Below are 15598 nucleotides of genomic sequence, written 5' to 3' on the forward strand. Positions count from 1 at the left end.
ATGACCGCACGCAAGCGCTACTGGCTGATGAAGTCCGAACCGGACGCCTTTTCCATCGACGATCTGCAGCGCGTGGGCCGTGAGCCCTGGAACGGCGTGCGCAACTACCAGGCGCGCAACTTCATGCGCGACGGCATGAAGGTCGGCGACGGGGTGCTGTTCTACCACTCCAATACCAAGGTGCCCGGCATCGTCGGCATTGCCACGGTGGCCAGCGAAGCTTATCCGGACGACACCCAGTTCAACCCGAAATCCGACTACTACGACCCCAAGGCCACCCGCGAAGAACCGCGCTGGATGCTGGTGGACGTGGCCTTCGAGCGCAAACTGCGCGACACCATTTCGCTGGACGAGATCAAGCTGCACGCCGATGCGCTGGGCGAAGGATTTCCGTTGACCGCGCGCGGCAACCGCCTGTCGATCCTGCCGGTCACGGCTGCGCAGTGGAAGCTGCTGCTGTCGCTTGAAAAACACTGATTCCCCTTTTCCCTCATAGAGTTGCCCGCCATGTCCGAAGCCAAGCGCCTGGCTGCTGAAAAAGCCCTGGAATACGTCGAAGACGGCATGATCGTCGGGGTCGGCACCGGGTCCACCGTTGCCTACTTCATCGACGGCCTGGCCCGCATCAAGCACCGCATCAAGGGCACCGTGTCCAGCTCCGAGCAGAGCACCGCCCAGCTGAAGTCGCACGGCATCGAGGTGATGGAACTCAACCACACCGGCGACCTGTCGCTGTACGTGGACGGTGCCGACGAATGCGACGGCAACAAGTGCCTGATCAAGGGCGGCGGCGCCGCGCTGACCCGCGAAAAGATCATCGCCGAGGCCAGCGAGCGTTTCGTGTGCATCATCGACCCGAGCAAGCAGGTGCCAGTGCTGGGCCGCTTCCCGCTGCCGGTGGAAGTGATCCCGATGGCGCGCAGCCTGATCGCGCGCCGCATCCTGGACATGACCGGCGGCCAGCCGGCCTGGCGCGAAGGCGTGGTCACCGACAACGGCAACGTGATCCTGGACATCCACCACCTGCAGATCACCGACCCGGTCAAGCTCGAGCGCGAGCTCAACCAGCTGCCCGGCGTGGTCAGCGTGGGTCTGTTCGCGCGGCGTCCGGCCGACGTGGTGATCGTCGGCGGCGAGCCGCCGCAGGTATTCTGATTCCGCGGCCGGCCCACGATGGCCGGCCTTCTTCCTGCCGAGGTAGACCCCGATGTCGCTGATCCGCCTGTTGCCGCTGCTGCTTCTGATGACCCTCACCGGCTGCGCCAGCAGCGGCACCCGCCACTGGGTGGAACTGAGCGGTGCCCGCTACCAGGTGGAACTGGCCCGCGATGACGCCAGCCGCGCGCGCGGGTTGATGTTCCGCGACCAGATGGATGCCGACCATGGCATGTTGTTCCTGCACGAGCGCGAGGAACTGCAGGCGTACTGGATGAAGAACACCAAGATCGCGCTGGACATCCTGTACTTCGACGAACAGCGCCGGCTGGTCAGCCAGCAGCGCGATGTGCCGCCGTGCTCGGCCGGCGACCGTTGCCCGCCCTACCCCAGCAGCGGCCCGGCCCGTTACGTGCTGGAGCTCAACGCCGGCCAGGCCGAAAAGCTGGGCTTGAAGGACGGCACCGAGATCACCTTCGGCCCGGGCATCGCCGACCACTGACGCCGCGCCCCCGCCCGGGGTAGAGCCGACCGCTGGTCGGCTGCGCTGGAACGCACGGCCCAGGAGCAGCCGACCAACGGTCGGCTCTACCGGGGCCGGGGTCGGGTGCTGAAACGCTTGAAACCGGCTGCGTTTGTCGCCAGTCTGTAGCCATGCAGGGGCAGATCACATTGCCGACGTGGGACTCACTGGCCGAGCTGGATGACGAGGCCCTGCCGCTGTTGCCCACGGCACTGCTGATCGCCCGCGACGAATACCCCGACCTGGACCCCACCGTGTACGACGCGGTGGTGCAGGCCCATGCCGACCACCTGCGTACCGAGGTGGACACCATCGAGCACTGGCCGCTCAAGATCGCCGCCGTGAACCGCCATCTGTTCGACGAACTGGGCTACGGCGGCGACCACGGCGAGTACTACGACCCGCGCAACAGCTACCTCAACCAGGTGTTCGAACGCCGCCTGGGCAATCCGATCTCGTTGGCCCTGGTGCAGATGGAAGTCGCGCGTCGGCTGGGCATTCCGCTGGACGGGGTGTCCTTCCCGGGGCACTTCCTGGTGCGCCTGCCGGTGGACGACGGGGTACTGGTCATGGACCCCTACAACGGCGGCCGCCCGCTGGACGTGGAAGAACTGCGCGAACGCGCGCGCTCGCACCTGGGCGGCGAAACCCCGGACGACCACGTGCTGGCGCAGATCCTGGATGCCGCCCCGGCGCGCGCGATTTTGATGCGCATGCTGCGCAACCTGCACGGTGTGTACGTGGAGCGCGGCGAATGGGACCGCGCCGCGCGCAGTGCCGACCGCCTGCTCAAACTGGCGCCCGAACAGGACGATGCGCTGCGTGACCGCGGCCTGGCGTACCTGAACCTGGATTACCAGGCCGGGGCGCGCCATGACCTGGCGCTGTACCTGCAACGCAACCGGCAGGCCACCGATGCGCAATGGGTGCGCGAGAAGCTGGTGGAACTGGGCGGACGGGCGCCGCGGTTGCATTGACGACGTGGCGTATCGACCACGGGTCGACGCCTACCCCTGCAAGCAATCGACCGTCGCTCGAGACCGGGCCTCCGGTCAATCGACCTCGACCATCTCGAAATCGTCCTTGGTCACGCCGCAGTCCGGGCAGGTCCAGGTGTCGGGAATGTCTTCCCAGCGAGTGCCCGGCGCGATGCCTTCTTCCGGCAGGCCGTCTTCTTCCCTGTACAGGAACCCGCAGACAACGCACATCCAGGTGCGGAAAGTGGTGGCGGTGGCATCGGTCATTGGATAATCACGGCTGGACAAAACGGGCGACCGCCATTGTCCCACTCCCGTCGTGCTACCGGTAGCCACCGATGAATTCTGCTTCAGCCTCCTCCGTGCGCCCCCGTGGCGTCTACCTGATCACCCCCGACGAGGCCGACACCGCCCGCCTGCTGGCGCGTACCGCGCCGCTGCTGGCCGCCGGCGCCACCTGGCTGCAGTACCGCAACAAGACCGCCGATGCCGCCCTGCACCTGCAGCAGGCCACCGCGCTGCAGGCGCTGTGCGCCCAGCACGGGGTGCCGTTGATCATCAATGACGACCCGGCGCTGGCCCATGCGGTAGGCGCTGCGGGCGTGCACCTGGGCGGCACCGACGGCGACATCGGCGCCGCGCGTGCCCTGCTGGGGCCCGACGCCATCATCGGCGCGTCCTGCTACGACCAGTTGGCCAATGCCGAACGTGCCGTGGCCGAGGGCGCCAGCTACGTGGCGTTCGGCGCGTTCTTCCCCACCACCACCAAGGTCACCTCCAGCCGTGCCACGCCGGACCTGCTGCGGCAAAGCGCCGCACTGGGCGTGCCGCGGGTGGCGATCGGCGGGCTCAGCCCGGACAATGTGGGTCCCATCATCGCGGCCGGCGCCGACCTGGTGGCCGTGGTCAGCGGCATTTTCGCCGCCCCCGACCCGGTTGCCACCCAGCGCGCCTTCCTCGCCCAGTTTCCGTAAGACCCAGGACACCCCATGAACCACGACCAGTCCCACGCCCTGTTCACCCGCGCCCAGACGCTGCTGCCGGGCGGCGTCAACTCGCCGGTGCGCGCGTTCAAGTCGGTCGGCGGCGAGCCGTTCTTCGTGCAGCGCGCCGATGGCCCGTACCTGTACGACGTGGATGGCAACCGCTACATCGACTACGTGGGGTCGTGGGGCCCGATGATCGTCGGCCACAACCACCCGGCCGTGCGCCAGGCGGTCAAGCATGCGATCAACAACGGCCTTTCGTTCGGCGCGCCGTGCGAGGCCGAAGTGGTGATGGCCGAAACCCTCACCCGGCTGATCCCGTCGTGCCAGATGGTGCGCATGGTCAACTCCGGCACCGAAGCCACGCTGTCGGCGATCCGGCTGGCGCGCGGGGCCACCGGGCGCAGCCGCATCGTCAAGTTCGAAGGCTGCTACCACGGTCACGGCGACTCGTTCCTGGTCAAGGCCGGCAGCGGCATGCTGACCCTGGGCGTACCCACCTCGCCGGGCGTACCTGCCGGCCTGAGCGAACTCACCCTGACCCTGCCCTACAACGATTTCGACGCGGCCACCGCGCTGTTCGCCGAACAGGGCGAGCACATCGCCGGGCTGATTATCGAGCCGGTGGTGGGCAACGCCAACTGCATCCCGCCGCGCGACGGCTACCTGCAGCATCTGCGCGCCCTGTGCACCCAGTACGGCGCGCTGTTGATCTTCGATGAGGTGATGACCGGGTTCCGCGTCGCCCTCGGCGGTGCGCAGGCCCTTTACGGCATCACCCCGGACCTGACCACCTTCGGCAAGATCATCGGCGGCGGCATGCCGGTGGGTGCCTACGGCGGCCGGGCCGACCTGATGGCGCAGATCGCCCCGTCCGGCCCGATCTACCAGGCCGGCACGCTCAGCGGCAACCCGGTGGCGATGGCCGCCGGCCTTGCGATGCTGGAACTGGTGCAGGAACCGGGCTTCCATGACCGCCTGGGCGCGGCCAGCGCGCGTCTGTGTGCCGGGCTGGAAGCGGCCGCGGCCGAGGCCGGCGTGGCCGTGACCACCACCCAGGTGGGCGGCATGTTCGGGCTGTTCTTCACCGACCAGAAGGTGGACACCTACGCCCAGGCCACCGCCTGCGACATCACCGCGTTCAACACCTTCTTCCACGCGATGCTGGAACGCGGCGTGTTCCTGGCCCCGTCGGCGTACGAAGCCGGCTTCATGTCCAGCGCGCACGACGACAGCGTGATCGACGCGACCATCGACGCCGCCCGCGAGGCGTTCAAGGTGGTCAAGGGCTGATCGAACGCGGTAGGTGACGACCGTTGGTCGTCACGTCGTCTACCGACCAACGGTCGGTAGCTACCGGCCGTTTTCGGCGCTCAGCCGAACAGAAAACGGCCCTTCATCATCGCGAAGTGCCCCGGGAACGAGCAGAAGAACGTGTAGTCGCCGCCCTTGGCCAGCTTCGCGGTCGAGAAGGTCACGCTGGTGGTCTGCCCACCGCCGATCACCGCGGTATGCGCCAGCACGCGGGCATCGCCCTTGGGCAGGTAGCTGTCGGCCAGGCTCGTGCGCATGCCGGCCATCGCCACCGGCTGATAATCGGGGGTCCGCGTGAGCACCCAGTTGTGGCCCATCGCGGTGGCGGCCAGCTTGCCCGTGTGGCGCAGGGTCAGCTTCACCTGGCTGCAGTCTGCGCCGACCTTGATCTCCTTCTGGCTGAAGCTCATCTGGTCGGTGCTGTCGATGCTGACCGCGCACACGCGGGCATGGGCAGCCGGGGCCAGCATCAGGCCGGCGAGCAACACGGGAACAAGCAGTTTCACGGCGATCTCCATCGAACAGTCCACGCGATTCTAGAGTCCGTGCCCGCGCCCGGCCTGCGACGCGATGTCGCAGCGCGCGCCTCGATTGGGGTACGGTCAGCAGTGGACCTGGACGAGAGTGCGCGATGACCGTTGCGGTGGAATGCCTGCTGCTGGATTTCGATGGTGTGCTGGTGCGTCATGCGCGGCACCTGCGCGTGCGCCACCTGGCGGCCAGCACCGGCTGCAGCGTCGCGCAGGTGCAGGCGGCCTTGTTCGACAGCGGCCTGGAGCAGCAGCACGACGCCGGCCTGGACAGCGCGCTGTACCTGCAGCAGGTGAGCGCTGCGTTGGGCAGCACGCTGAGCATCGCGCAGTGGCAGGCCGCGCGCATCGCCGCCTCCCTGCCGCAGGCCGGGGTGATCGAACGCATCGAACAGGTCGCCCGCCGCCTGCCGATTGCGATCCTGACCAACAACGGCGCGCTGATGGCCGACACCATCCCGCGCATCCTGCCTACCCTGGCCACGGCGTTGCACGGACGCATCCTGTGCAGCGGCGCGCTGGGCGCACGCAAACCGGCCCCGGCCGTCTTCGTGCAGGCGGTGGAGCTGTTGGGCGCACGCGCAGGGCGCACGCTGTTCATCGATGACCTCTTCACCAACGTGCGCGGTGCACGGCAGGCGGGATTGCAGGCGGAAACGGCGACCGACAGCCGCAGCATCGGCAAGGTGTTGAAGCGGTACGGCCTGGCGTAGCGCCGACCGTTGGTCGGCTGCATTCGCCCCAGAGCACCAGCAGCCGACCAACGGTCGGCTCTACCGGGAGGCGATGAACGATTGCACCGCCGCGCGCAGGCGCTTGAGGCCCTCGGCCACTTCCTCGTCGGTGATGTTCAGCGACGGCACGAAGCGCAGCACGTCCGGGCCGGCCTGCAGGGTCAGCAGGCCGTGATCGGCGGCGTGGTCCAGGATGGCACCGGCCTGGCCGGCGAAATCCTTGTCCAGCACCGCGCCCAGCATCAGGCCGCGGCCGCGCACCTGGCTGAACACCTTGAACTCGTCGTTGATCCGGCCCAGGCCATCGCGCAGCGCCTGCGACTGGCGGCCCACGTTGTGCCCGATCTCCGGCGAGGACAGCTTGCGCAGCGCCACGCGCGCCACTGCTGCCGCCAGCGGATTGCCGCCGAAGGTGGTGCCGTGCGCGCCGAACTGCATCACCTCGGCCACCTTCGGCCCGGCCAGCATCGCGCCGATCGGAAAACCGCCGCCCAGGGCCTTGGCCAGAGTCACGATGTCCGGTTTGATGCCTTCCTGCCAATGCGCGAACAGGGTGCCGGTGCGGCCCATGCCCACCTGGATCTCATCGAGCACCAGCAGGGCGTCGTGCTGGTCGCACAGCTCGCGGATGCGCTGCAGGAAGCCCGGCTTGGCCGGCATCACCCCGCCCTCGCCCTGGATCGGCTCGAGCATCACCGCGGCCACGTCGCCGGCGGCCATCGCGGTTTCCAGCTGCACCTCGTCGTTGAAATCGACGTAGCGGAAGCCGCCGGGCAGCGGCTCGTAGCCTTCCTGGTACTTCGGCTGGGCGGTGGCGGTGACCGCGGCCAGGGTGCGGCCGTGGAAGCTGCCGCGGAAGGTCACGATCACCCGCTGGTGGGCCGGGCGGCCCTTCGAGGAGGCCCACTTGCGCACCAGCTTGATCGCCACTTCATTGGCTTCGGCGCCGGAATTGCACAGGAACACACGCTCGGCGAAGCGCGAGCCGGTGACCAGCTCCTCGGCCAGGCGCAGCGGCGGTTCGCTGTAGAACACGTTGCTGGTGTGCCACAGCTTGCCGGCCTGCTCGATCAGCGCGGCGGTCAGGTCCGGGTCGTTGTGGCCCAGCCCGCACACGGCGATGCCGGCGGCCAGGTCGATGAATTCACGCCCCTGGGTGTCCCACACGCGCGCACCCTGGCCGCGCTCAAGCACCACCTGGCGCGGTTTGTACACCGGCAGGTAGTAATGCGACAGGGACAACAGCGGATCGGTGGCAGCGGCGGTCATGGCGGTCAGGGGGTGCGGGAAAGTCCCATTCTCGCGCTTCCGGCCGGTGGGGCACAATGCAGCGCATGCGACCGCTCACCGCCCCCCAGCTCAACCCCGCCACCGAGACCGGCTGGCGCCGGACCTGGTTCGAGATCATCTACCGCCACGACACCCGCCCGTCGCGCAATTTCGACCTGCTGCTGGTGTACGCCATCATCGCCAGCGTGCTGGTGGTGATGTTCGACAGCGTGCAGCGCTTCCACATCGCCCATGCCGACTGGCTGTACGTGCTGGAATGGGGCTTCACGGTCCTGTTCACCGCCGAGTACCTGCTGCGGCTGGTGGTGGTCAAACGGCCCCTGCGCTACGCGTTCAGCATCTGGGGCATCATCGACCTGGCCTCGATCCTGCCCACCTACCTGTCCCTGTTCATCCCCGGCGCCCAAAGCCTGCTGGTGGTGCGCGCCCTGCGCATCCTGCGGGTGTTCCGCATCCTCAAGCTGACCCGCTACATCGAAGAAAGCGGCGTGCTGATGGAATCGCTGTGGCGCAGCCGGCGCAAGGTGCTGCTGTTCCTGTTCACGGTGGTCACCATCACGATCATTGCCGGCACCCTGATGTACGTGATCGAGGGGCCGAACCACGGGTTCACCAGCATCCCCAGCAGCATGTACTGGGCGGTGGTGACCATGGCCACGGTGGGCTTCGGCGACATCGTGCCGCAGACCGTGCTGGGCCGCTTCGTCACCTCGGTGCTCATCCTGATCGGCTACAGCATCATCGCCGTGCCCACCGGCATCTACACCGCCGAACTGGCCAGCACCATGCGCGAGGCCGACCTGGCCGCGCGGCGCGATGCCCGTGGCTGCCCGCACTGCGGGCTGGAAGGCCACGAACCGGACGCCCGGCATTGCCGCCGGTGCGGCGACACGCTGCCCGACGCCTTCAATCAGTAACGGCGTTCCATCCCGGCGCGCCGAACGCACCGGGGTGGAACGCCACGCCGTTTACTGGCGGTTGCTCTGGAACACCAGGCTGTTGTACTCGTTCAACAGGCGCCCCGCCGAGCCCTGCGGGGCATGCGACGGCGAATCGAGCATGCGCTGTTCAAAGTCGGTGTACGGGGTCTTCTCCGCCACGCGCTTGATGCGCTCCTTGCCTTCGCGGCGGAAGTTCTCCGCGGCGGTCTCGAAGCTGTTCCAGTCCATCTTGCCCGGCTCCTGGTCGGCCACCTTGGCGTGCGCTTCGTCGGCGATGGTATTGAAGGCATCCAGTCGGGCACGCCCCTGCACCACGTCGAAGTCATCCTCGGCCATCAGGTCCATCAGCGACTTGGCCTCCATCATGATGGCCAGGCGGTAATACGTGCGGGTGCGGCCTTCCTGCTTCTCCAGCGCCTGCAGCTGCGCCTGCTGGGCACGGTCGTTCTCGGCCTCCAGCGCGGTGCTGAACACGCCGCTGGCCTGCACGAAGGCAGCCAACGCCTCCATCAGCGGCGCATGCATCGCCTTGCCGCGCGCGTAGCCGTCGTCTTCAAAGTCTTCGCGCTTGTAGTAGTCGTACGCCGCGTGGGTGAGCGGCTGCAGGGTGTGCAGGCTGTCCAGGTAGGCCTTGGCCGCCTTGTCCAGCTCCGGCAGCGCCGGCGCGGCGGCGATCGCCGTGGGAATGGCCGCATCGCAGGTCTTGAGGTCGTCGGCGTCCAGGTCCGGCGGACCGATCGGGCGCTCTTCGCGACCGGTCGGGCCGGCCTTGGGGTCCTTCATCCAGCTGGTGTAGTAGCCAATGCCCTGGTGGATGCCCGAATCGATATCGTTGTAGCAGTCGATGTAGCTGTTGAGCTTGCCGGTCAACGCCTGCTCGGCCTCTTCGACGTGGGCGTCGGCCTTGCTGGCGGGCGCGGCGTCCTTGGCAGGCTCGGCGGACTTGTTGCCGCAGGCGGTCAGCGCCAGGGTGATCGACACGGCCAGTACTGCCGTGGAAAGAACGTGTTTCATTGAACGTCTCCGTGTTGTAAACGATTCCAGCACCGCAGTTTACCAACGCGGACCGCGCAGGTCTGCGGTCTGCGTTGGGGGCTGCGTGCAACGCCGTCGCATGGGCGTGCTCGTGTCAGCGGCACCCTGCCGATACGGCCTTCAGCGCGCGCCGCTGAACTGCGTCATCCGGTTGGCCATGTCCACCAGATCGTTGTAGCTGGCCATCACGGCTTCGGCCGAGCCCTGCGGCAGGCTCGCGCGGCCACCGCTCTGCAGCAGCATCTGCTCGCCGCGGGTGAGCGGCGTCTTGGTCTGCACGCGTTCGATGCGGCGGCCGGCGTCACGGGCCAGCGCATCGGCCGAACGCTCGACGTGACCCCACATCGCATCGCCCTGCCCCACCTTGTCGTCCTGCGCCTGCTGCAACAGCGCCTGGAATGCAGCCAGTTCGGTACGCGCCAGCGCCACGTCCGGTGCATCAGCGCTGAGCAGCTGGGTCAGCCGCTTGCCATCGCCCACGATCCTGAGCTGGTAGTACGCCAGCGAGCGGCCTTCGTCGGCTTCGATATCCTTGAGCTGCGCGGCACGTCGTTCGTCCTCGCGCTTCTCCAGCGCGGCATCCAGTGCGGTGCCGGCGGCAAAGAACGCCGCGTAGGCCTGCATCAGCGGCGCGTGCTGGCTGCGCATGCCGGCATGGTCATCGCGCAGATAGTCTTCGCGGCTGTAGTAGCGGTCGGCCTGCTCGATGAGCGCGTACAGATCGACAAAGGTCTTCTGATACGCGCGTGCCGCCGGATCCAGGTCCGGCTCGGCCGGGGTCATGGCCAGTGCCGCCACCATCGGGGCGTTGCACGCATCGACGCGATGGGACAACACCGTGCCGGGGCCGCGCACCTGCGTCTCGGTGCCGGTCGGGCCGGCCTGCGCGTCCTGCATCCACCCGGTGTATTGCAGGAAGCCTTCGTGGATCGGTTCCTCTACCGCATTGAAGCAGTGGATGTAGGCATTCACCTTTTCCACGCCCTGCGCATCGGCAACGGTGGAGGTGCCTTTGCTGCAGGCGCCAAGCAGGCCGGCCACGGCGAGGGCCGCGGCGAGGGAGAGACGGGAAACGCGCTGGGACATGGCAGGGATCTAAAACACGGGGGGTGCGCACCTTAGCAGTTGCGCGTGCAGCCGCTGTCGACAACGTCGCACCAAACCGCCCTGCACCTCAATCCAGGAACAGATCCGGCAGCAGCGGCCGCGACGGGTCCACTGCATAACCGCTGAGATCGGTGATACCGGCTGCGGCCAGCACCTCGTCATCGAGCAGGAACTGTCCGCTGAAGCCTGCCGCGTCGCGGGTCAGCACGGCGTGCGCGGCATCGGCCAGGATCTCCGGCGTGCGGCACCCGGCCACATCCACGCCGGGAATCATGTTGATCGCATCGGTGGCGATGATGGTGCGCGGCCACAGCGCATTGACCGCCACGCCCTGCGGACCGAATTCGGCCGCCAGCCCCAGGGTGACAAAGCTCATGCCCATCTTGGCCAGCGTGTAGCCGGTATGCGGGCCCCACCATTTCGGGTCCAGGCTCGGCGGCGGCGCCAGCGTCAGGATGTGCGGATTGGGCGCCTGCAGCAGGTACGGCAGGCAGGCCTGCGCGCACAGGAAACTGCCGCGTGAATTGACCTGCTGCATCAGGTCGAAGCGCTTCATCGGCGTATCCAGCGTGCCGCGCAGCCAGATCGCGCTGGCGTTGTTGACCAGGATGTCGATGCCGCCGAAGGTGTCCACGGTCGCAGCCACCGCGGCGCGCACCTGGTCCTCTTCGCGGATGTCGCACTTCAGCGCCAGGCCTTGCCCGCCGGCGGCGATGACCGCCTCAACCGCGCTGTGGATGGTGCCGGGCAGCTTCGGGTTGGGCACCGACGACTTGGCCGCGATCGCCACGTTGGCGCCATCACGCGCCGCGCGCAGGGCGATGGCCAGGCCGATGCCGCGCGAGCCACCGGTGATGAAAATGGTCTTGCCTTGCAGACTGGCCACGTCGAATGCTCCTGCGCATGAATGTCTCGCGCCAGTATGCCGCGCCCACAGAATTTTCACCGCGCCTTGACGATAGTGGCCTCCCGGTTACCGCTGCGAGGTACTTGCCATGCGCCGTTCCCGTTGTCTGTTGCCTGCCCTGGGCCTGCTGCTGCTTGCCGCCTGCCAGAAAGACCCGGCCGAACCCGCCGCCCCGACCCCCACCGCCACGCCGAGCGCGCAGAAGATGGCCGCCGATGCCACGTTGCGCTGGAGCAATGCCGTGGTGTGGAGCGGCGATCTGAACAGCTGCCGCCAGGGTGAGGCGGCGGCCACCCGCGAGTGCCTGATCAAGGCGATGCAGGCCGGTGGGGCCAGCGCGGATGCGGTGACGGCGGCCGGGCAACTGTCCAGTGCCGGTGAGCTGGCGTTTGTCAGCGCCTGGCATGACCACGATGGCATCGGCGTGGCCACGGTGGCCTACCCGTTCCGGGCCAACACCAACGAGGGCACGCGGCTGGTGGATGCCGCCGGCAAGCGCATCGATGTGGACGCCGTACAGCTGGACGACACCGTACGTGCCGACCCGGGCGTGCAGACCCTGCTGGCCGCCCACCCACAGGCAACCCCGTTCGCACCGGCGCAGGCGGGCGGCAGTACGCCGCTGGACAATGGCGGCATCCGACTGCTGTACCGCACGCCACTGCGCGACTGCCATGCCTGCGCCGACGTCGGGCAGATTCAAATCGGCTACGACTTTGATGGAACGCGGCATTTCATCGGGCAGCAGGTGGTGCCGGTGACCGCACCCTGACCGCAAAGCGGCCAACGTCAGGCCGCGCCGATGTCACATAGGGTGTTCGACGCATCGATACGCTGCCAGGGACGGCACTACTTCTTGTCGATGGCCTCCAGCCTTGGCATGGGCAGAAGCCCGTGTGAGTAGCCCATGCTGCAGTTTCCGAGCGCATTGCACTCCTCCACAATTTCATCCAGGGACGACATGCGCTGCGCCTGGGCAATGCGATCAAATCGACCGGCAACAACCGCCAACGGTGTTACCCCTTCACCGACAATCATCGGCTCTGAGCGTTCGAAGCGAGCGAGCACACGGTAATAGCCGGGCTGATCCAGCGTTGGTTGCGCCCCCTGCCCACCTGCAGGGTCGTCGTCGGGAACAACAAACCCGGACGACAGATCGTTGCTCTGCGCCGCATCGCGGCTGGCGAACAATACGCGGGCCCCGAAGCCGGGGTAGTAAAGCACCACGACGACGTCCCTGCCCGCCAGCTTCTCCGGCGCGGTCAGCAGCTGGGTCGGCGAGACATAGCACACGCCGCCGCTCATCCGGTAGGCGCATATAACTTCGGCGCTGTTCACGGGAGCCGGCCCCCCTCCTTGGCATCCTGCCAGCGCCAGGGCAATCAGTCCCGATCCTCTGATCCTTCTCATCTCAGCTCCTGTAGCAGGCTACCAAGCCGCATCTTCTTTCCGTCAGCCGTGGACAGGGTGCCGGGGCCGCACCGCAAGGCGAGAGAACGCGGGCTACTCCAGCGCATCGGTTGGTTTCTCCGCGGTTCCGATACGTGGCATTGGCAGGATTCCACCCATGTACTCCATCCTGCAATGCGGGCGTTCCGCGCAGTGTTCACGCATCTGGGTGAGGGTCCTGAGCTGCTCGATTCCGCTCAGATCTGAGAGCGCCCACCTACTACAAAGGGCACCACCACGCCTTCGCCAACCACAACAGGCTGCGAACGCTTGAACGTGCCATGGACTCTGTAGAAACCGGTCGCCCTCAGTTCGTCCTTGACGGGGTAGTCGCCCTCGACCTGCGTGTTGTCGATAAGCAGCGCTGAGGCAAGATCGTTTGCGTCGGCCGCATCGCGGGTCGCAAACAGCGCACGCGCACCATCGCCGGGGTAGAAGATGACCACCGCAATGGCACGGCCTTCAAAAGCCTCAGGCGTTTGCAGCAGCTGCACCAGTGACACGTGACAGGCACCCGCTGCCATACGGTACTCGCAGGGGTTTGACGCGGAATTTGCCGTTGATCCAGTACGTCCGCCGCACCCCATGGTCGAGATCAATGCAGCCGCTGCGAGCATTGACAGAACCGCCCTCATCGAATCCCCTTCGTACGTCGGGGCACAGAGAAGCATTCCATCGCGCGCGCGACAATAAGCACAGGCTGCATCAGCAGGAACAGCCGCCCCGCGAGCCGCAGGGCTTTCAACGGATCTGGCCACGTCGTGCATACGGCTGACGGTGGACACATGCGAAAGAGACCGACCGCAGACACAACGAGACTTCTGTTGACCAAGCCATTCATGCAACGCTTTCCTTCATTCCTTTGCAGCCCACGTCCTTATCAACCTCACAAAGCAAGCGCGCATCTCCGCGCTCCCACTCCCCCTACTCGCGATAGAGCACCGGGGCCATCTCGCCACGGGCAAGCTGTTCTACCTCGGCAAGGCTGTCAACAACCAACACCGAGTACGTCAGCTCGACGCCCGAATCGAGCTTTCTATTGGTCTTGTCCGAGTCAACCTGAACCTCAATCAGCTTTCTGATGCCGGCAAAGCGATAGCTTGCTTTGTTGCCATCAACTTCCAAGTGTCCATCTTCGCTCAGATCTTCGCTCTCCATGGCAAGCTTCTTTGCGTCCAGCAGCGCCTGCTCATCATCCCCCGCCTCAATCAGATAGACATTTTCGTGCAGGAGGAATGATTCCTGCCGTTCGTACTTGAAGTAGAAAACCGCATGAGCGCAGTACCACATGGAACCCCCTGAAAATTCTCTTGCCGCTGGATTTTGGATGGCACTTGATTCGCCGCCGAATAGCTTGACCTACGAACGGCGCGTCCAGCGACAATGACATCATCGCCGGTGCATCCACGGCTCATTGGTCCCCCGGAACCCCATAGCCGCGCACCTGCCGCCGCAACAGATGCGGCACGATCACCCGATGTACCGGCGCCACCGGCAGCATGTACAGCCGCCCGAAGGCATTGTGCGTATGCACCACCGTGGCGATCTCCAGCGCGCCGCCACGCCATTGCAGTGCCAGTTGCACGTGCAGGTGGCGGTCGTCGTCCTCCAGCACGATCGCCTCGCGCGTGCACCACTGCACGGTGAAGATGCCCAGCCGTTGGCCGGGTACGGGGTCGGCCGCGTCCTGCACGGCACGCAGCGACCCCAGGTCCTTCATCCCCAGCAGCCGCATGCCACCGTTGCGCACCGCCATGAGCCCGTCGAACCAGCCTGGCACGGTGGACGCCATGTCCTTGTAGGCCTGCAGCGCCGAGCGACCGCCGCGTGGCACCGTCGCCCGGCACGCGTGCACGAAGTCGGCGCCGGGCAATTGCGCATGCAGCACGTTGCCGGAATCTACCGGGACCCCGCGCACCACCGGCGCACTCACGGCTTGGGCCCCTGCCCTTCGTTGTCTTCCCAGTGCAGGATCTTCCGGGTGACGAAGCGATAGACCGGTTTGCCGGTGCGGAACCACAGATCGCGTACCCACGAGGTGCGCTTCAGCAGCCGCTTCTCCACCGGGGTCAGGTGCTGTCGGCAGTACATGCGCTTGTGCTTGAGCAGGTGGCGCAGGTCTTCGCGGGCCAGCAGGCGCATCCAGCGCGAGCGCGGGTTGCCGATCACCGCCAGCTGGAAGTCGATCAGGGCCGGCGAGCCGTCCTCGCGTACCAGCCAGTTGGCTTCCTTGGCCAGGTCGTTGTGCGCGATGCCATGCCGGTGAACGCGCTGCAGCAGCCGGCGCGCGGCACGGAAATAGGCCAGGTCGCCCTGCGGCGGACGCTGGTACATCGCATCGCCGGCCATGAAGCTGCGGTCCAGCCAGCGCCCGTTCCAAGACAGCAGGGCCGGGGTGTCGGCCATGCCGTCCAGGTGGGCCAGCGCGCGCGCCTCGCGCCGGGCCAGCCACCACGCGGGCAGCCGCAGCCACCACGGGGTGGCGCCCAGGTCGCGGCGGACAAAGCGCTGCCCGTCCTGCTCGATCAACAGAATGCAGCCGAAACTGTCGGCCTTCAGGGCATGCGGAGCGGGATCAGGGGGGCGGTTCATGGCGCCATTCTAGGCGTGCGATCGCGTTCATTCACTGTAGATCACGCACGTTGGCCGC

20 protein-coding genes are annotated in these 15598 nt (G+C 66.9%); 9 read left to right on the top strand and 11 right to left on the bottom strand.

Annotated features, from left to right (window positions below):
- From GQ674_RS15500 to GQ674_RS15515, 4 genes are all read left to right on the top strand, one after another.
- Complete coding sequence (locus GQ674_RS15500; protein WP_137190237.1) at positions 1-477, top strand: EVE domain-containing protein; 477 nt, start codon at positions 1-3, stop codon at positions 475-477.
- 30 nt (positions 478-507) lie between these two features.
- Positions 508-1155 (top strand): ribose-5-phosphate isomerase RpiA, encoded by a 648-nt coding sequence (gene rpiA, locus GQ674_RS15505; protein ID WP_159497786.1) that lies wholly within the window; start codon positions 508-510, stop codon positions 1153-1155.
- Positions 1156-1207: 52 nt separating this feature from the next.
- Complete coding sequence (locus GQ674_RS15510) at positions 1208-1657, top strand: DUF192 domain-containing protein (RefSeq protein WP_159497787.1); 450 nt, start codon at positions 1208-1210, stop codon at positions 1655-1657.
- 152 nt (positions 1658-1809) lie between these two features.
- The gene (locus GQ674_RS15515) at positions 1810-2655 is read left to right on the top strand and encodes a tetratricopeptide repeat protein (RefSeq protein ID WP_128097350.1); all 846 of its coding nucleotides are present in this window, start codon (positions 1810-1812) and stop codon (positions 2653-2655) included.
- A gap of 75 nt (positions 2656-2730) precedes the next feature.
- Here GQ674_RS15515 and GQ674_RS15520 read toward each other — a convergent pair whose 3' ends face one another.
- Positions 2731-2922: a rubredoxin gene (locus GQ674_RS15520; RefSeq protein WP_037553342.1), complete on the bottom strand. Its 192-nt coding sequence runs from the start codon at positions 2920-2922 to the stop codon at positions 2731-2733.
- 71 nt (positions 2923-2993) lie between these two features.
- Here GQ674_RS15520 and thiE point away from each other — a divergent pair, with 71 nt between their 5' ends.
- Positions 2994-3629: a thiamine phosphate synthase gene (gene thiE, locus GQ674_RS15525; protein ID WP_159497788.1), complete on the top strand. Its 636-nt coding sequence runs from the start codon at positions 2994-2996 to the stop codon at positions 3627-3629.
- A 15-nt stretch (positions 3630-3644) separates the two neighbouring features.
- Positions 3645-4934, top strand: a complete 1290-nt coding sequence (hemL, locus tag GQ674_RS15530) for a glutamate-1-semialdehyde 2,1-aminomutase (RefSeq protein ID WP_159497789.1) — start codon at positions 3645-3647, stop codon at positions 4932-4934.
- Between the two features lie 80 nt (positions 4935-5014).
- Here the strand turns inward: hemL and azu are convergent, their stop codons facing one another.
- The gene (azu, locus tag GQ674_RS15535; RefSeq protein ID WP_128097353.1) at positions 5015-5473 is read right to left on the bottom strand and encodes an azurin; all 459 of its coding nucleotides are present in this window, start codon (positions 5471-5473) and stop codon (positions 5015-5017) included.
- A 113-nt stretch (positions 5474-5586) separates the two neighbouring features.
- On the opposite strand from azu, the gene GQ674_RS15540 reads away from it, so the two are divergent.
- Positions 5587-6198 (top strand): HAD-IA family hydrolase, encoded by a 612-nt coding sequence (locus GQ674_RS15540; protein WP_159497790.1) that lies wholly within the window; start codon positions 5587-5589, stop codon positions 6196-6198.
- A 60-nt stretch (positions 6199-6258) separates the two neighbouring features.
- Here GQ674_RS15540 and GQ674_RS15545 read toward each other — a convergent pair whose 3' ends face one another.
- Entirely contained in the window at positions 6259-7488 is a 1230-nt protein-coding gene (locus tag GQ674_RS15545) for an acetylornithine transaminase (RefSeq protein WP_159497791.1), read from the bottom strand.
- 65 nt (positions 7489-7553) lie between these two features.
- On the opposite strand from GQ674_RS15545, the gene GQ674_RS15550 reads away from it, so the two are divergent.
- Positions 7554-8426 (top strand): ion transporter, encoded by an 873-nt coding sequence (locus tag GQ674_RS15550; protein ID WP_159499492.1) that lies wholly within the window; start codon positions 7554-7556, stop codon positions 8424-8426.
- A gap of 51 nt (positions 8427-8477) precedes the next feature.
- Here the strand turns inward: GQ674_RS15550 and GQ674_RS15555 are convergent, their stop codons facing one another.
- The 3 genes from GQ674_RS15555 to GQ674_RS15565 form a co-directional block, all read right to left on the bottom strand.
- Positions 8478-9464 carry a YiiG family protein gene (locus GQ674_RS15555; protein ID WP_159497792.1) on the bottom strand — a complete coding sequence of 329 codons (987 nt, stop codon included), beginning with the start codon at positions 9462-9464 and terminating at the stop codon, positions 8478-8480.
- 141 nt (positions 9465-9605) lie between these two features.
- Positions 9606-10571 carry a YiiG family protein gene (locus GQ674_RS15560; RefSeq protein WP_159497793.1) on the bottom strand — a complete coding sequence of 322 codons (966 nt, stop codon included), beginning with the start codon at positions 10569-10571 and terminating at the stop codon, positions 9606-9608.
- An 88-nt stretch (positions 10572-10659) separates the two neighbouring features.
- Positions 10660-11478: an NAD(P)-dependent oxidoreductase gene (locus GQ674_RS15565; protein WP_159497794.1), complete on the bottom strand. Its 819-nt coding sequence runs from the start codon at positions 11476-11478 to the stop codon at positions 10660-10662.
- Positions 11479-11587: 109 nt separating this feature from the next.
- Between GQ674_RS15565 and GQ674_RS15570 the strand changes: the two genes are divergently transcribed.
- The gene (locus GQ674_RS15570; RefSeq protein WP_159497795.1) at positions 11588-12271 is read left to right on the top strand and encodes a hypothetical protein; all 684 of its coding nucleotides are present in this window, start codon (positions 11588-11590) and stop codon (positions 12269-12271) included.
- A gap of 77 nt (positions 12272-12348) precedes the next feature.
- On the opposite strand, the gene GQ674_RS15575 is transcribed toward GQ674_RS15570, so the two are convergent.
- The 5 genes from GQ674_RS15575 to GQ674_RS15595 form a co-directional block, all read right to left on the bottom strand.
- On the bottom strand, positions 12349-12837 hold the full coding sequence (locus tag GQ674_RS15575) for a hypothetical protein (RefSeq protein WP_159497796.1): 489 nt from the start codon (positions 12835-12837) through the stop codon (positions 12349-12351).
- A 308-nt stretch (positions 12838-13145) separates the two neighbouring features.
- Positions 13146-13451: a hypothetical protein gene (locus tag GQ674_RS15580; RefSeq protein ID WP_159497797.1), complete on the bottom strand. Its 306-nt coding sequence runs from the start codon at positions 13449-13451 to the stop codon at positions 13146-13148.
- 421 nt (positions 13452-13872) lie between these two features.
- Positions 13873-14238: a DUF4288 domain-containing protein gene (locus GQ674_RS15585; protein ID WP_159497798.1), complete on the bottom strand. Its 366-nt coding sequence runs from the start codon at positions 14236-14238 to the stop codon at positions 13873-13875.
- 121 nt (positions 14239-14359) lie between these two features.
- A complete protein-coding gene (locus GQ674_RS15590) occupies positions 14360-14881 on the bottom strand; it encodes a DUF2867 domain-containing protein (RefSeq protein WP_236546101.1) in 522 nt (173 codons plus the stop codon).
- Positions 14878-15540: a serine/threonine protein kinase gene (locus GQ674_RS15595; protein WP_159497800.1), complete on the bottom strand. Its 663-nt coding sequence runs from the start codon at positions 15538-15540 to the stop codon at positions 14878-14880. The genes GQ674_RS15590 and GQ674_RS15595 overlap by 4 nt, the downstream gene beginning before the upstream one ends.
- Positions 15541-15598: the final 58 nt, after the last annotated feature.

The organism is Stenotrophomonas sp. 364 (assembly GCF_009832905.1).
Lineage (GTDB): Bacteria > Pseudomonadota > Gammaproteobacteria > Xanthomonadales > Xanthomonadaceae > Stenotrophomonas > Stenotrophomonas maltophilia_AP.

Excerpts from the sequence above, each read along its gene's own strand:
- hemL (WP_159497789.1), top strand. The coding sequence starts at position 3,645 with ATGAACCACGACCAGTCCCACGCCCTGTTCACCCGCGCCCAGACGCTG.
- GQ674_RS15520 (WP_037553342.1), bottom strand. The coding sequence starts at position 2,922 with ATGACCGATGCCACCGCCACCACTTTCCGCACCTGGATGTGCGTTGTC.
- GQ674_RS15550 (WP_159499492.1), top strand. The coding sequence starts at position 7,554 with ATGCGACCGCTCACCGCCCCCCAGCTCAACCCCGCCACCGAGACCGGC.
- GQ674_RS15595 (WP_159497800.1), bottom strand. The coding sequence starts at position 15,540 with ATGAACCGCCCCCCTGATCCCGCTCCGCATGCCCTGAAGGCCGACAGT.
- GQ674_RS15560 (WP_159497793.1), bottom strand. The coding sequence starts at position 10,571 with ATGTCCCAGCGCGTTTCCCGTCTCTCCCTCGCCGCGGCCCTCGCCGTG.
- rpiA (WP_159497786.1), top strand. The coding sequence starts at position 508 with ATGTCCGAAGCCAAGCGCCTGGCTGCTGAAAAAGCCCTGGAATACGTC.
- GQ674_RS15545 (WP_159497791.1), bottom strand. The coding sequence starts at position 7,488 with ATGACCGCCGCTGCCACCGATCCGCTGTTGTCCCTGTCGCATTACTAC.
- GQ674_RS15570 (WP_159497795.1), top strand. The coding sequence starts at position 11,588 with ATGCGCCGTTCCCGTTGTCTGTTGCCTGCCCTGGGCCTGCTGCTGCTT.
- GQ674_RS15555 (WP_159497792.1), bottom strand. The coding sequence starts at position 9,464 with ATGAAACACGTTCTTTCCACGGCAGTACTGGCCGTGTCGATCACCCTG.
- GQ674_RS15500 (WP_137190237.1), top strand. The coding sequence starts at position 1 with ATGACCGCACGCAAGCGCTACTGGCTGATGAAGTCCGAACCGGACGCC.
- GQ674_RS15585 (WP_159497798.1), bottom strand. The coding sequence starts at position 14,238 with ATGTGGTACTGCGCTCATGCGGTTTTCTACTTCAAGTACGAACGGCAG.
- thiE (WP_159497788.1), top strand. The coding sequence starts at position 2,994 with ATGAATTCTGCTTCAGCCTCCTCCGTGCGCCCCCGTGGCGTCTACCTG.
- GQ674_RS15515 (WP_128097350.1), top strand. The coding sequence starts at position 1,810 with ATGCAGGGGCAGATCACATTGCCGACGTGGGACTCACTGGCCGAGCTG.
- GQ674_RS15540 (WP_159497790.1), top strand. The coding sequence starts at position 5,587 with ATGACCGTTGCGGTGGAATGCCTGCTGCTGGATTTCGATGGTGTGCTG.
- GQ674_RS15510 (WP_159497787.1), top strand. The coding sequence starts at position 1,208 with ATGTCGCTGATCCGCCTGTTGCCGCTGCTGCTTCTGATGACCCTCACC.
- azu (WP_128097353.1), bottom strand. The coding sequence starts at position 5,473 with ATGGAGATCGCCGTGAAACTGCTTGTTCCCGTGTTGCTCGCCGGCCTG.